The organism is Microcoleus sp. Pol12B4 (assembly GCF_036701385.1).
Classification (GTDB): domain Bacteria; phylum Cyanobacteriota; class Cyanobacteriia; order Cyanobacteriales; family Microcoleaceae; genus Microcoleus.
Map to the genome: position 1 here is coordinate 8,273 of NZ_JAUBQR010000096.1, position 14,380 is coordinate 22,652.

Consider the following 14,380-nt stretch of genomic DNA (forward strand, 5'->3'; position numbering starts at 1 on the left):
TTAACAGCGACGCCAGCAAGTTTAAATTTGACGTTGTAGGTTCTAAAACAGGTTACGACGGCAGCGGTACAAATGACCAAATGTTTGTCTCAAAATCGGGCCGCATCGTCATTGAACCGAGAAACTGGTGGCTTAAAAATTCTTATGAATACTCTAAAAAACCTACGCCTAAAGGCTTTGAGATTTCCTGGCAGGTGCGACCAATGTTTGTGGATTCATACGTTCCGCCACAAGTTGCAGATTCAAGCCGCGAGTATTCTACAACATTAGCTCAGAATTTGAGCAACTCCAAACACACCATCGAAATCGTGTCCGAAACAGATGGGAAAGTTCCTATTGAGGCAATTCGAGTTTATCGCCCTCCTTTCTCCAATCTAAAATCTCAAGTTGAGAGTTTTAAACCGCAGAGATCAGCGGATCAACGCTGATGCAATTTTATCAGCATTTATTTGCGTTCATCTGCGGTTACAAAAATCTTCCTGTTGATTTTATAGCAATCGACTTAGCTGCGCCCGGTTAAGAATTGTTCAAACCCTTAATATTCAAGCCTCTTGACTCCTGAACTGCTATCATCGCTAAAATTATTAACTTCTCATAATCCCCAACTGGTAAAATATCAACAGCGATAAAAACAAATCCGCCACAAAAATAAACACCCACGAAGTCACCACCGCAGCCGTTGCAGCTTGACCTACTCCTTTCCCTCCGCCCGCCGTCGTCAACCCCCAACCGCAACCGACAAGGCCAATTATCAACCCAAAAATAAAACTCTTAATCGCCACAGTTACTAAATCCCAGGGCCCCAAAGAAGTCCGCACCGATTCCAAAAATACCGATGGTTCCAACTCATAAAAATTAACCGCCACAAACAGCCCGCCCAAAATCCCCACTGCTACCGCAAAAATTGTTAAAATCGGTAGCATGATGCAGCAAGCTATCACCCTCGGCACTACTAAATAATCAACCGGATTTGTTCTTAACATATACAGGGCGTCTATTTGTTCCGTCACCTGCATTTCTCCTATCTCCGCCGCAAAGGCCGAACCTACTTGTCCCGCCACTACACCCGCCGTTAAAAGTGGTGCTAATTCGCCACAAAATGCCACAGCAAAAGGACCTCCCACCGCCCCAACCGCCCCAAAGTGAACCAATTCTCTGGCCGATTGAAAGGTAAAAATCATGCCGCCAAAAAAGGCTATTACCAGCACGGATCGGAAAGAATCCAGGCCTACTGTTACTAAATGTTCCATGATGTTGCGATGGTCAATTTTGCCTTGGAGTATGCGTAGCAGCACTTGGCCTCCCAGGAACAGTGTCACTAGAAACCGCTGAAACCACCTGTTATTGAAGGTTTCATCTAAATGTCGATCGTGCTTTTCTTGGTATTTTTTAGCCAATGACTGAGGGCTCGCGATTAATTGCAAACAGGGCGAAGCACTGCCACCTACTGATTTTCGGCAATCCTACAGCAATTATTGCACGATTTGTCAACCTATATTTTCAGTCTGCCTGCCCTCCGGTTGGTTTGCTCTACCTTTTTAGATTTTAGATTGGCAGTGATTGATTCTGTGGTAATCATCACTCATTTTCCAATCTAAAATCTAAAATCTAAAACCCTGGGACTACTCCGCAAGTAATAAGTGGATAAACTTATCCAACTCTTCATTATTCTTATCGGCTTGATCCTTGCCAATTCTCAGCAGGTCTGATATTTTCTCTTCCGAGGCATCATCAATGGGCAGCGGTTGTTCGTGGCTCAAATCGGGAGTAATTCTTAAATATTGATTCGGTCTTTCAACCGCATCATAAATTTGAATGAGTTGATAATTTACAGTTTCCGCAACTCCCGTCATCATGATATTAATTAAAGGCTCAACCCACTCAACTTGACCCCAATTTTTGACTTTTTCGTAGGGAAATTTTTTCTGAGCTTCTCCAGTTCCCAAGGATAAAATTACCATATCTTTGGCTGTCGGGCTTTTTTCGGGGCTATCGTCAGGAATTCTGAATTTATTTCTAACTTCAGCATAGGCACAAAGTGCGGGATTGTTTGCGAAAACTCCTCCGTCAATTAAAGCATAGCATTCATTGCTAAAAGAGTAGATTTTAGAGACCTCAAAATAAGAGGGAGCTGCAGATGTTGCTCTGGCGATATCTCTAATGAAATAGTCTTCTGCTGGACATTTTTTACCATCTATTTGATCGAAAAAGTGAGCTTTTCTCCTTTCTATGTCGTAACTGGAAATTAAACAAGGTTTTAGCAGTTCGCTGAGTTTGCAATCTCTAAAATGTTCCCAAAATAATTTTTCTAAGGGATCGCTGGGATATTTCTCATCTCTCAAACCATCTAGAGATCTGACTTTTTGCCAAAATGAAGTCTGAAAAACGTCGCGGCCACTCTTAATGGAAAAATTAACAGCGTCTTGCGCCGCCCACCGAGGCCTGCTAGGCTTTTCGGCATCGGGACACAAATAGATGCAAGTTAAAATTCCTCCCGCACTCGTGCCAGCGATTAAATCAAAATAGTCAGCTATTCTCGCATCTGGGTTGCCACTTTTTTGTTGCAGCTTTGACTCAACGCTAACTAAAACTTGCGCGGGAATTATTCCTCTAATTCCGCCTCCATCTATGGATAAAATCCTGGTATATTTAGCCATAACTGTTGTCTATTCCCGACGTTTGCTCGTTTCCTAATTTCAAATCCCTAAGCCTCGGAATTCATGCACCGCTCAATCTCAAGTCCCAAATCTTCAATCTAAATTTAATTGGCGGGCTGCGATCGTATAGCGAAAAATGTATTCTACAATTTCTACGTAATTGTAGGCAGCGGCTGGCGAGTCTGCCCAGACTGTGATGCCGTGATCGCGAATTAATAAAGCGGGTACAGAGGGCGTACAAGTGGCAAAGAATTCGCAAATTTCCTTGGCTATCTTAGGGACTTCTAAATAATTTGTAAAGAGGGGTATCGACACTTGCGGGTTTTCCTCCCACACCCCCAAACCTTTCACCATTTCGATCGCCGGTAAAGGCACTGCATCTCCTGCTGTTAGCCGAGAAACTAAATTTGCCTCGATGGAGTGGACGTGATAGCAAGCTTTAGCGTTTGGAAAACAATTGTAAACAGCTAAATGAATGCTGGTTTCGGCCGAAGGGCGGCTTTCGGCAACAGGTTGCTCGACAATTGCGCCGTCTGAGTTCATTCTGATAAAATCTTGTTCAGTTAACTGCCCTTTCGCGCGGCCGCTAGCAGTAATCCAAAAACTGCCATCTGGTAAGCGGGCTGAAAGATTGCCAGCAGTCCCAACCATCCAACCGCGATCGTAAAAATGTTTGGCGGCTGCAATTAAATCCGATCTCAAATCGCCACTCATTTTTTATAAATCCTCAGTTTTTGCTCTACTTTTTACGTTAATACTGACATTTTGTACTATTTTCAAAAACGGGCAAGATGCCTGTTCCACAAAAAGTAATTTTTTTGTGGGTTGAACACTTTTCCGCCCGCCCGTGAAAGGCTTATTGATAATAGTAGTCGGGGGCTTATGTAAACCTAGGCTGGATACTGCCTAGTTTACCAATACACATAATAGCCTTTGTTGAAAAAGGCTATAGTTTCAATTCCATTTCTGGGACAAACTTTCCAAGATATCAAAAAAATTATCCCATTTAGTATAAGGCTTTTGCTGTTCGTCTAGATACTCGGCAAGCCGATCGCGCGCAAACACCGACGAAGCCTGCAAAGCCATATTAAAATCCGTCAGCGAATCTCCGATCGCCACCTGTTCTTCGGCCGGGTGCTGCGCCATCACCCGCACCTTAGACACCAATTCCTCATCTCCTTCCAACTCAGAATTGACTTGCAACCGAGGGCCACTAGCGTCCACATCCACAGCGTAAATAACGCTCGCCCGGTTTACCAAATCGCCCATTACCGTCTCTACCATAATCCGAAGACCACCGGACACGATCGCAAAATCTACCTTTTTCTCGTCCAAAAAATCCAGCAATTCCAACAATCCCGGCCGCATCAGCCTTCCCCTAGAAAATTCTACAATTTCCCCGTAACATTCAGAGGGAATAGACTCTAGTAACTGTCGCACTCCCGATCGCAAACTCAGCCTTCTAGCGTATATTTCAGGCATTAGTTGAGACGACAATTCCGGTGCGAAATGCTTGAGCATTGCCACAAAAGTTTCTTCAACGGTTATCGTGCCGTCAAAGTCGCAGAATACCACCCGTTGCTGATTGTTCGAGATTGAAGATTTTTGCTTGTCATCGGTCATTGTCAGTCGCACCTTTCGAGAACGGGAAAAGTTTACACAATTCATCGTACACTGTCGAGCGATCGAGCGCGACTGCCCAAAACTAATAGTGACGAGCTGTTTGTTGGCAATTTCCCGCAGGAGTTTATGCAGATTCTTCCAGAGAATCTTCCAGGGAATCTTCCAGAGAATCTTCTAGGGAATCTTCCAGAGAATCTTCGAGAGAATCTTCCAGGGAATCTTCTAAGTCCTGGTGTTGGTTTTTTGTCTTTTGGGGGTTAGACTTAGCCGGCAAACAGATTAAATTATCATCCTCAGTATTAATCAAACCTTTCGATCGCAACTTACCCATCAGGCGCGTCACAGTCACCCGCGTTGAGCCGATGGCGCTGCCAATTTGAGCGTGAGTCAAGGCCCAAGGCAGCCGGTAGCCCCGAACCACATCCGGTTCGCCGTCACCTACGTAAGGTTCGCCGAACTCCTCGATCAACAAAGTGAGAAATCCCAGCAGTCGGTCGATCGTCCGGCGCTGTCCCAAAGTGCTCAGCCAGAGAAGTTTCCGCTGGTGCTGGTAGCGAAACGCATCCAAAATTTCCCTACGAAAGTGAGGCCAATTATCCAAGTCGTGCCAGTACATCCACACTACGTGAGTTTGATCGGCATGAGCGTAAGCTTGGAGAGTAAACGGAGACTGAGCAACCAGTTCAAAGGGCTGGCCAGCGCCGACGAAGCCCAAAAAAGCTTCTTCTGTAGTTTTGTCAGCGGATTTTGACTTCGCCGCTGCAGCGCTAACTTGAGCGCTGCCTACGAGCCGCACAGAACCTTTCTGAACTAAATACAGCAGTCCGGGTCTTGCGGGAATCCGCTCGTCTTTGCTAAAAGTGCGGCAGCGGTAGTGTTCCTGGGCCCAGTCGATAATTCGCTGCCAAGTGATAAAAGGTCGATCGATAGTCTCTAGAGGCGTGGAAGTTGATTGCATAAGTGAGGCTCTGGGATATATTTAATAGTGAGACAAACAGTTTCTGCCAGCAGTGCGATACAAAGTGAGATAACCAACCCCCGATCGAGCTTGTACGCTTCTTAACTGTGCTGACTTTTCTGTGTTTTACCGAAAAATTAAATGTAGCAAAAAATACATCAAAATGGTAGAGATCAGCAAAAAATTTGTCTGAAATAATTGTAGATTTAGCCCCAAAATCGCTACAAAGCCTATTAATTCGATTTAGCCCCGTCCGGAGGAGCCGATTGACTATCCCTGACATCCGCAGTTTAACGTACAAGAAAAGTGCAAGCGGTCACAGTTGATCGTTGCTTTTACGGTAGAATGAGCCGATATGGATACAGCAAAGATCTCACAGTGCCCGGAAGTAACAGTGAAGTGTTTTTTGCTTTCAATGTTCCAAAGCGCGATCGCCCAGCAGGGAACACTGGCCCAAATTCCGTTAAATCCCATAGGTGGCAGCCTTTTCAAGAACAGGCAAGATGCCTGTTCCACAAAGAGTGAATTTGATTGTGGGGTGAGCATCCTGCCCGCCCATAACAAGCTTATTGAGAATGTTGCAATAATTCCGTTAAATCGAAGTAAAGATAGCGCGCGGGTGGTGTACGTGTCTGCGATCGCCCTGAAATTGGCTAAAACTTGGCAGCAGAAACCGCAGACAATCGCAGCCGAGTTGGCCGAAACACTCGAACCGCTGTGCTACCCAGATTTCGCCGTTAAAGTAGCGCCGGGGGGAATGATCGAGATGGAGTTGACTGATGCAGGTTTAGGCGTCTGGTTGCAGCGTTTAGCTCAAACGAACCTGCCAGTTCCAGAATCCAGAGTATTATCTCCTGTTGTGTGTGCCGATCGACTGTTTCCCATTCAATACAGCCACGCGCGCTGCTGTTCCCTGCTGCGAATGGCCCACCGCGATCGGATAATTGCGATCGCCCAGCCCGATGTCACTACAGCGCCGGAAATTTGGTCGCTGGCGAGTCCCAATCCTATCCCTTGGATTGACGAGGGCGATCGACTGCGGTTAGTGCATCCAGCCGAATTCAATTTAATTTCGCAATTGTTAACAGTGCTAGACAATTTATATCCTATTTTTGACGTAAAAACAGGCGAAAAACCTGTCAATTATTTCAAATTAGCCAATAGATTGAGCGAAGCATTTCAGATTTTTTACAGTCAGTGCCGAATTTGGGGAGAAGTTAAAATAGACCACCCAAAACTCGCCCAAGCCCGATTGGGTTTAATATTAGCAACTCAATCTTTGCTGCGATTTATCCTAGAAGAATCATTGAGCGCTATTGCTACTTTAGAACTTTGATTTTATCCTCATTTTTAGCAAAATTTATTCATACTCCGACGTGGATTTCCAAAATTTTACTTGACTTCTTCCATCGAAAAATGTCTCTATTTTATCTGTAACACAATGAAGGATACTTTATTAATAAAATAAAAAAATTAGATAGAAGCTAAGTATTCTTATTTTTTCTAATTTATTTAAGTAATCTTTCTTTTTGCTTGTTAGACCGATAATTTTTATCTGGCATCTATGGCTGTGCTCCTTAAAATACTTAATCTTATGTTATAAAATTAAGCTGCGTAGCATCTCATCTATTAGCTATCCAGTATGCTCGAAAAACAAGAAGAATATTACAGCTTAGTAGGAACGAATCCTCTCCCTCTTGAGGAAATCCAAGAAGATATAGCATTAGCAGAGACCGTACTTCTGACCAATCAGCCTCTAAAACTTTCCAAACCGGAAACTCGGTTAAGCCTCAGATCACTAACTTTGGAAAGTGTCTTCGCTACGGCTTTTTACAGTATCATCGGCGGCGCGTTGCTCAGTAATTTCTTGCTGGATTTAGGAGCGGGCCCAGTCGAAATTGGTATGCTCGCCTCCATTCCTCAACTGGTAAATCTGCTCCAACCGTTAGGAGCTTATATAGGAGACCGACTGCAGAGCCGCCACTGGTATTCCATCTGGATTTTCGGACTGTCGCGACTGCTGTGGCTGATTATCGTGCCAGCCATTTGGTTGGGAGGCTCATTTCAGCTCGCTGGACATCAGCTAGTGCAGTTGACATTGGCAATCATCTGGGTAACTCAAATCTTAGAATCTTTAGGTCGCGCTTCCTTCTTGAGCTGGTTAGCGGTTTTAGTACCTCAGCGGTTGCGCGGGCGGTATTTTGGCTTTCGCAATAGTGCTGTCAGCTTGACGAATCTCATTGGTGTGCCGTTGCTGGCTCTAGTGGTATCGAACTGGCCCAGTGGAAGGATCCAAGGTTACAGTGCCATCTTGGTTTTAGGAATTGTGCTTGGCATCATCAGTCTAGGTTGTCAGTTCTTTATGACCGATGTGAACCCAAAGCTTTTACACGTAACGCATTCAGATACAGGCGAAAAATCATCCATAGGGACAATTTTTAGCTTTCTCCAGGAACCCAATTTTTTAAAGTTTTTGCTTTACTCTGGTCTATGGAGCTTTGCCGTTAACGTCAGCGCGCCCTTTTTTAACCTTTACTTGCTGGATGACCTAAATATAGATGTCAGCGTGGTAACGCTCTATGGCAGCTTAGGTGCTGGTGCTAACTTGCTGATGCTGGTTTTTTGGGGGAAGCTGGCTGACCGGGTTGGGAATCGCCCGATTTTGCTAGTAGTGGGAGTTTTGGTGGCTCTGACCCCTCTACTCTGGCTAGAAGGTGGAACGGCTCCAATTTTCCTATGGGTCTGGTTCCCGCTGTTGCACATCATCGGCGGTGCAACGTGGGCGGCGATCGACCTGTGCAGTGGTAATCTGATGATGTCGGTGACACCACTACGCAATCAGTCGATATACTTTGCGATCGCGGCCGCCGTTCCTGGTGTCACTGGGGCAATGGGAATCACCCTTGGTGGCTTTATTGCCACTTTGACCAATCTCGGTGGTTTGCCAGGGGTGTTTGCCCTCTCAGCCGTCTTACGACTGGTGGCTCTCCTGCCCTTGGTTTTTGTTCGCGAGCAGCGTTCTGTGTCTTTGGGTAAGTTTTGGCTGCTCTTGTTGCCAGCTTGGTGGAGAAGAGTGGCGATTGAACCTGGAGACATCAGGTTTCAACCATTAATAGTTGAACAGTTGGACTCTGGGCCTGAAAGCTCAGGCGATCGCTCTTCAACTCTTGATAGACTGTAGTCCGACAATAATTCAGAAAAGAGTTGATTAACCATTTTTAAAGTGTTAAAATCCTCATCATATCATCTAAGATGTGACGGCTGTTGAATCACTTTTTTTCAGAAATATAAAGTCTGGCAATTCGGGATAAGTTTTGTATGGCATCTAATTATTTTTGGGTGCCTTCAACATTTTTTACGATAGCGATCGTTCGTCGCAGCTCGATAGCCAATTCTCACGATCGTCAATCGCTCCTAGAACGACGAGGCTCAATTTAATCACTTTACGAGCGGCTGTTAAGGGTTCTTCAAATTCTGGCATTGTAAAATAGCCAGATTTTTATTCAGTTTTTTGAGAATAAATCGCATGGTCACACTACCACGTATAGCCTCACCCGGGCGTCAAATTCATCGATGACTATCCCAAGATAATGCCTGCATCTAGTTTAAGGTGTGGCAGGCGAAATTTGCTTTTTTTCAGGTTTTGCGATCGGCAGCGTTACTGTAAATTTACTGCCAACGCCTTCTTCACTGATCAAAGTAATTTCGCCACCGTGCAAGTCCACGCATTTTTTAACAATGCTCAGCCCCAGTCCAGTACCGGGAATTCGACCAACATTTTTTGCCCGGTAAAATGAATCAAACAGCCGTCCTTGGTCTGCTACAGGTATGCCAATTCCTGCATCCTGTACAGAAAAAATAGCCTCTGTTTCAGTAACTTTTAATTCAAAGATTACTTCGGTATTTGGGGGAGAATACTTAATAGCATTTGACAGCAAATTGCCCAGAATGCGCCGGAGCAAGCTTACCTCCAAACACGCCATCGCGGATTGATGGTGATTGACAAAAATCAGCGTCACCCGATCATTTTCAGGTTTCAAATTCAGGCTGCTATGAAATTCCGCTACCAACTCATTACACAACTTTGCTAAGTCTATCGGTAGCAAGGAAAATCCTGTTTTTCCTGACTCAACACGCCCCAGCAGCAGCACATCATCTAATAACAAATCTATGGCTTTTGCTGCTGCTTGAGTTTTGTCTAGAAGTTCTTGTGTTTTCTCCTCTGTTAATGTCAACTTGTACTTGCTAAGAAGTTGTGTAGTGCCGATGATGAAATTCAAAGGATTGCGAACGTCGTGGGCAATCATGTACAGCAACGATGTTTTCATCTCGTTGAGTTCTTGGGCTGTTTGCAGAGTGCGATCGAGTTGGTCATGAGACAATTTGAGAGTTAAAGACAACTGGCGCGATCGCAGCAAAATCTCCACCCGCGCTTGCAATTCTATCTTCTCGATCGGAGCGATAATCAAATCGTCAATACTTTGCCAAATAAATTGCGTTGCCATCCCTACATCCGAGCGGGATGTAATCAAAAGAAAAGGCAAGCATACCGGGTGTTCTGCCTCTTTTTGGGCGGCCACCCATTGCCAATGGCGTTTCAGGGAAATACCGTCAATTATCCCCAGGTCAAAAGATTGATTAAATGGTAAAAAATCCTCACTCTTTTCTGTTGAGTTTGGCAGCAATACCTCATAGTAAACAGCTAGCCATTCTAATAACAAGCGGCGATTTTCTTTCTGTTCGACAAGCAATAAAATTTGACTCACGCAGATTCTCCTAGCAAGCTGTGAACAATTCCCAGCAAATCTCTAACGATCAAAGGTTTTACCAACATATTCCGAGCCCCGTGGCAGAGGCTTTCGTGCTGAATAGCAGCGCTTTGCTTGGGCGAGAGTATCAGAAAAGGGATTTGGTGATTTCGCAGTTGTTCGCAGCACTCCCAGATCCGGCGATCGAAACCAGAAATATCTACTAAAGCCATCCCGATCCTAGCAGGCTGACTGATAGCTTGTGCAACATCTTCAAAGTTATAAGCCGCGATCATCTGGTATCCTTCTTTATTGAGAAATTGTGCTAATAGTTCCAAGTTTCGCTGATTGCGGTCTACGGCTAAAATTATTGAAGTGCCAGTCATTTATCAGCTTCCTGTGAATACGGGTTATACCATTTTAGATTTTAGATTTTAGATTTGAGAATGGGGAGTGAGTGATTATATATGGGTTGGGATGTGGCATAAAGTTGGATTCTTTTTTGATCTGGTATTAGCTTACTTTTCGGCGAGCAATTACATAGGTTTTCAGTTGAGTGAAGTACATATGCTGGGGTACAGGACACGGCCGCGTACCCTGTACCCCTACTGTATTTCATAGAATTGAAAACTAAACTACGATAAAAATCGAAAAATACACAAATTTACCAATATATTTAAGTTTTCCAGGACTTAGGCTAGTGGTGAGGTGCGCGGTGCGCCCCCTACTTATTTGTAGATTCACGACTGCAAAATTAGCTGCACTTGCCCAGAAAGAGCAGGACAAACCCCGATTCAATCTTCCTCCCCTCCCCCCTCAATCCACACCGGCGCCGAACTCAAAATGCCGCGCAGCCCCGCTATCGGTTTGCTGACTTTGATGCCGTACCGAGTAATCTCGAGTTCTCGCAGAGTTCTCTCGAAATTGCTGACTCGTTTTTTAATTACTCCGATCGCCTTGCGGATTTCTGTCCTATTATGCAGTTGGCGTTCCAGATAGCGTATAAACAGAAGATTATCCGCCAAATAGCTAATCCCGATCTCGGTCAGCCGAAAATCTCCGCTAATGGCTTCTACCTCATTAATCAAGATAACGGTGACTCCCATATTCTTCAGATACTTACACAAAGCGTGCAAATTGTTCACCAAATCTTGCCCCTGCATCGAAAGCTGATAGCCAGAAATACTGTCAATCATCACAATCCGCGTCTTTTCCTGCTCCACCTCCTGGCGTACCATACAGGCAAACTGATCTGGCGAGTAGAGCAAAGGTTCCACAGGTATCACCGAAAGACTTCCTTGCCCCATCATCGCCCCAACCGGGATGTTAACTGATTCGCAGCGCTGCAGCAGAGTAGAACTTGACTCCTCAAAAATGTAAACTACCGATCGCTCCCCCCTTCCTGCGGCTTCCTTCATAAACTGAATCCCCACCGTCGTTTTACCCACGCCGCTAGGCCCGCTAATCACCGTCACAGTCCCTCGTTCCAGTCCCCCGTGCAGTAGTTCGTCGATTTCTGGAACCCCAGAAGAAATTGCTTCAGCAACAAAATCCTGTTGAAAGTTGTCCGGAAGCAGTCGCGGAAATACCTCCATACCAGCCTGAGTCAGGCGCAGCGAATGGCGGCCGCTGCGGAAGTTGGAGCCTCGCAACTTGGTGACAGAGAGGGCGCGTCCTTCAGGGCGCAGTTCTAAATAAATTACCCCGTCGCTGATGAATTGCAAATCGTCATCGGGAGCACTTGAAGTGCCTTCTGAGGTGAACACCACCGTCGCCCCCCCTTCCACCAAAAACCGCAGAAAAGACAGAACTTGCTTGCGAAACTGAAACTCATCCGCAGCTAAGTAGCGAAATTGAGTGATTGCGTCCAAAAACACCCGTTGTGGCTTGACAGCTTCGACTCGCTCGATAATCTTTTGTGTAGTCGGTTCTCGCTCAACCTCGGAGGGGGAGAAAATGTCATAAGTCTGAACTTGGGTAAAAAATTCTGAGGATGGGCTCAAATCTAGGAACGCCATCGCTTCCATATCAAAACCGAGACTTGTGGCATTGGCGCGCAATTGTGCTTCCGGTTCTCCTAAAGTAATAAACAGGGGCGTTTCTCCCAGAGCCACACCCGCTGCCAAAAAGTGAAAGCCCAGTGTAGTCTTGCCAGTACCCGGGCCGCCGCGCACCAGATAAGAGCGTTGAGAAATTAGGCCGCCGCCAATCACTTCGTTGAGACCGGTAATTCCCAGAGAAATTCGGTTTTGAGACATTTGTTTCTTCATGTTTTGAATATCGGGCCCGTATTAATATTTAATGGTTTTAGGCAGTGTTTTGATAATTTTTTTTACCGGGCGTCTGATAACCTTCATGAAATCTTTTTCTACCGAAAATTACGTTAGCACACAAGAATTAGAAAGTATTGTCGGGACTGCTGGGATCTGTCTGCAACAGTACACAGAGGTATTTTGGCAAGAACGGGTAGAAAAAGCAGTTGCCCCGGGCACGAAAATAGATTGTACCGTTTACCCGAATACTCAGGAAGAACTGGCGGCTGTCATTGCTTGGGCACAGCAAAATCGCTGTGCAGTATTGCCTTGTGGCAGCGGCAGCAAACTTGATTGGGGCGGTTTAGTTAAATTAGACTCCGATCCCCCCCAGCCCCCCTTAACAAGGGGGGAGCAAGATGTTGTCCAAGTGGGTCTTTTTAAGGGGGATTTAAGAGAATCTCCTGATGCAGCGGGGCTTGTGGCTGTCAGCACCGCGCGTCTGAACCGGCTTGTAGAACACGCTGTGGGCGATTTAACCGTAACTGCCGAAGCCGGGATGAAGTTTGCGGATTTGCAACAAATTTTAGCTGCAGCAGGTCAATTTTTGCCGATCGATCCGGCGTATCCGCAAGAGGCAACTTTGGGTGGAATTATCGCTACTGCTGATGCGGGTTCCTTGCGGCATCGCTATCGCGGGGTTCGCGATTTGCTGCTGGGAATGACCTTTGTGCGATCGGACGGTAAAATTGCGGTAGCCGGAGGTCGAGTTGTTAAAAATGTCGCCGGCTACGACTTGATGAAACTGTTTACTGGTGCTTACGGCACATTGGGAGTCATCAGTCAAGTAACTTTCCGAGTTTATCCGCTGCCTGAATCATCGGGAACCGTAGTGCTGACAGGAGAAACTAATGCTTTAGCTCAAGCAACTCAAATCTTATTGTCTTCTGCTTTGACTCCGACAGCAGTTGATTTGGTGTCACCTGATTTAGTAGCACAATTAGGTTTAGGAAAGAGCCAAGGATTGATAGTAAGATTTCAAAGTATCGCAGAAAGCGTTAAAGAACAATCAGCCCGCTTACTGGAAGTTGGCGAAAAGTTGGGTTTACAAGCAAATATCTGTGGCGACAATGATGAGAATCAATTATGGCAAAAATTACCCGAAACAGTCTGGAATAGAGCAAACTACTCAGCCATTATTTGCAAAATAGGAGTCAGACCCTCGGAAGCTGTCAAACTACTTGAGGAATTCCCTGTACAAGACGCTTTGATTCATGCAGGTAGCGGTTTGGGGGTTTTGCGGTTTGAGACGGCGAGGGCAGAAACACTGCTGCAAATACGCAGAGGCTGCGAAGCCAAAGGCGGTTTTCTGACTATTTTAACTGCGCCTAACGATCTCAAGCAACAGTTTGATGTTTGGGGTTATACTGGAAGTGCGATCGATTTAATGCGCCGGATAAAACAGCAGTTTGACCCGGAAAATATTTTGAGTCCCCATCGTTTTATAAGTGGTATTTAGTTTAAAGTTTGTAGTCAGGACTTGATTCGTTCAGGACTTCTGTAAAAAGTAGTTTTACACGCTACTTATAGCGGTAAGTTTCGCGCTGCCAACCAACATATAAAGGTTCTGCGTAAATTCCATTAAACTGACTAAAGTCCTTGTTACGAACCAAAACAATTAGGTAAGATATATATGCAAACTTCAGAAAAATCTCCCGTTCCCAGCGACGATTTAAAACCCGCCAAAGAAAGCAATTTTCTAGCACAAAATCCCCACTTACAAACCCTCGAAATCCCTGGTTTCGACCCCAAAAATCCGCCCGATCCGAAATTAATCGATACTTGCGTGCACTGCGGTTTTTGCTTATCAACTTGTCCGAGTTATCGCGTACTTGGCAAAGAAATGGATTCGCCTAGAGGCCGCATTTATTTAATGGATGCAATTAACGAAGGCGACGCACCTTTAAACGAAGCCACCTCACAGCATTTCGATACTTGTTTGGGCTGTTTGGCCTGCGTTACAGCTTGCCCTTCTGGAGTTCAATACGACAAATTAATTTCCGCAACTCGCCACCAAGTTACTAGAAATCAGGAACGCACTTTTTCCGACAATGTAATTCGCACTCTGATTTTTAATCTCTT

At 45.3% G+C, this 14,380-nt stretch carries 13 protein-coding genes and 1 pseudogene; 5 read left to right on the plus strand and 9 right to left on the minus strand.

Annotation, left to right across the window (positions count from 1 at the left end):
- Positions 1 to 428 (plus strand): annotated as a pseudogene (locus QUA38_RS14810) (SGNH/GDSL hydrolase family protein); the annotation flags it as partial.
- A gap of 156 nt (positions 429 to 584) precedes the next feature.
- On the opposite strand, the gene QUA38_RS14815 reads toward QUA38_RS14810, so the two are convergent.
- The 5 genes from QUA38_RS14815 to QUA38_RS14835 form a co-directional block, all read right to left on the minus strand.
- Positions 585 to 1,397: an MlaE family lipid ABC transporter permease subunit gene (locus QUA38_RS14815; RefSeq protein ID WP_333162956.1), complete on the minus strand. Its 813-nt coding sequence runs from the start codon at positions 1,395 to 1,397 to the stop codon at positions 585 to 587.
- A 225-nt stretch (positions 1,398 to 1,622) separates the two neighbouring features.
- Positions 1,623 to 2,657, minus strand: coding sequence for a patatin-like phospholipase family protein (locus tag QUA38_RS14820; RefSeq protein ID WP_333162958.1), 1,035 nt, complete (start codon positions 2,655 to 2,657; stop codon positions 1,623 to 1,625).
- Between the two features lie 93 nt (positions 2,658 to 2,750).
- On the minus strand, positions 2,751 to 3,371 hold the full coding sequence (gene mtnB / locus QUA38_RS14825; protein WP_333162960.1) for a methylthioribulose 1-phosphate dehydratase: 621 nt from the start codon (positions 3,369 to 3,371) through the stop codon (positions 2,751 to 2,753).
- A 240-nt stretch (positions 3,372 to 3,611) separates the two neighbouring features.
- The gene (locus tag QUA38_RS14830; protein WP_333162962.1) at positions 3,612 to 4,280 is read right to left on the minus strand and encodes an HAD-IB family phosphatase; all 669 of its coding nucleotides are present in this window, start codon (positions 4,278 to 4,280) and stop codon (positions 3,612 to 3,614) included.
- Positions 4,281 to 4,404: 124 nt separating this feature from the next.
- Complete coding sequence (locus tag QUA38_RS14835; RefSeq protein WP_445305058.1) at positions 4,405 to 5,238, minus strand: Crp/Fnr family transcriptional regulator; 834 nt, start codon at positions 5,236 to 5,238, stop codon at positions 4,405 to 4,407.
- Positions 5,239 to 5,593: 355 nt separating this feature from the next.
- On the opposite strand from QUA38_RS14835, the gene QUA38_RS14840 reads away from it, so the two are divergent.
- Positions 5,594 to 6,574, plus strand: coding sequence for a DALR anticodon-binding domain-containing protein (locus QUA38_RS14840; RefSeq protein ID WP_333162964.1), 981 nt, complete (start codon positions 5,594 to 5,596; stop codon positions 6,572 to 6,574).
- Between the two features lie 306 nt (positions 6,575 to 6,880).
- Positions 6,881 to 8,419, plus strand: coding sequence for an MFS transporter (locus QUA38_RS14845; RefSeq protein ID WP_333162966.1), 1,539 nt, complete (start codon positions 6,881 to 6,883; stop codon positions 8,417 to 8,419).
- 174 nt (positions 8,420 to 8,593) lie between these two features.
- Here the strand turns inward: QUA38_RS14845 and QUA38_RS14850 are convergent, their stop codons facing one another.
- The 4 genes from QUA38_RS14850 to QUA38_RS14865 all read right to left on the minus strand — a co-directional run bounded on the left by QUA38_RS14850 (position 8,594) and on the right by QUA38_RS14865 (position 12,244).
- Entirely contained in the window at positions 8,594 to 8,719 is a 126-nt protein-coding gene (locus tag QUA38_RS14850) for a hypothetical protein (protein WP_333162968.1), read from the minus strand.
- 124 nt (positions 8,720 to 8,843) lie between these two features.
- On the minus strand, positions 8,844 to 10,004 hold the full coding sequence (locus tag QUA38_RS14855; protein ID WP_333162970.1) for a HAMP domain-containing sensor histidine kinase: 1,161 nt from the start codon (positions 10,002 to 10,004) through the stop codon (positions 8,844 to 8,846).
- A complete protein-coding gene (locus tag QUA38_RS14860) occupies positions 10,001 to 10,372 on the minus strand; it encodes a response regulator (RefSeq protein ID WP_333145572.1) in 372 nt (123 codons plus the stop codon). The genes QUA38_RS14855 and QUA38_RS14860 overlap by 4 nt, the downstream gene beginning before the upstream one ends.
- A gap of 408 nt (positions 10,373 to 10,780) precedes the next feature.
- Complete coding sequence (locus QUA38_RS14865) at positions 10,781 to 12,244, minus strand: ATPase domain-containing protein (RefSeq protein WP_333162972.1); 1,464 nt, start codon at positions 12,242 to 12,244, stop codon at positions 10,781 to 10,783.
- 97 nt (positions 12,245 to 12,341) lie between these two features.
- Between QUA38_RS14865 and QUA38_RS14870 the strand changes: the two genes are divergently transcribed.
- A complete protein-coding gene (locus QUA38_RS14870) occupies positions 12,342 to 13,757 on the plus strand; it encodes an FAD-binding oxidoreductase (RefSeq protein ID WP_333162974.1) in 1,416 nt (471 codons plus the stop codon).
- Between the two features lie 174 nt (positions 13,758 to 13,931).
- Positions 13,932 to 14,380, plus strand: a 449-nt coding sequence (locus QUA38_RS14875; RefSeq protein ID WP_333162975.1) for a 4Fe-4S dicluster domain-containing protein, incomplete at its 3' end; no start/stop codon positions are given.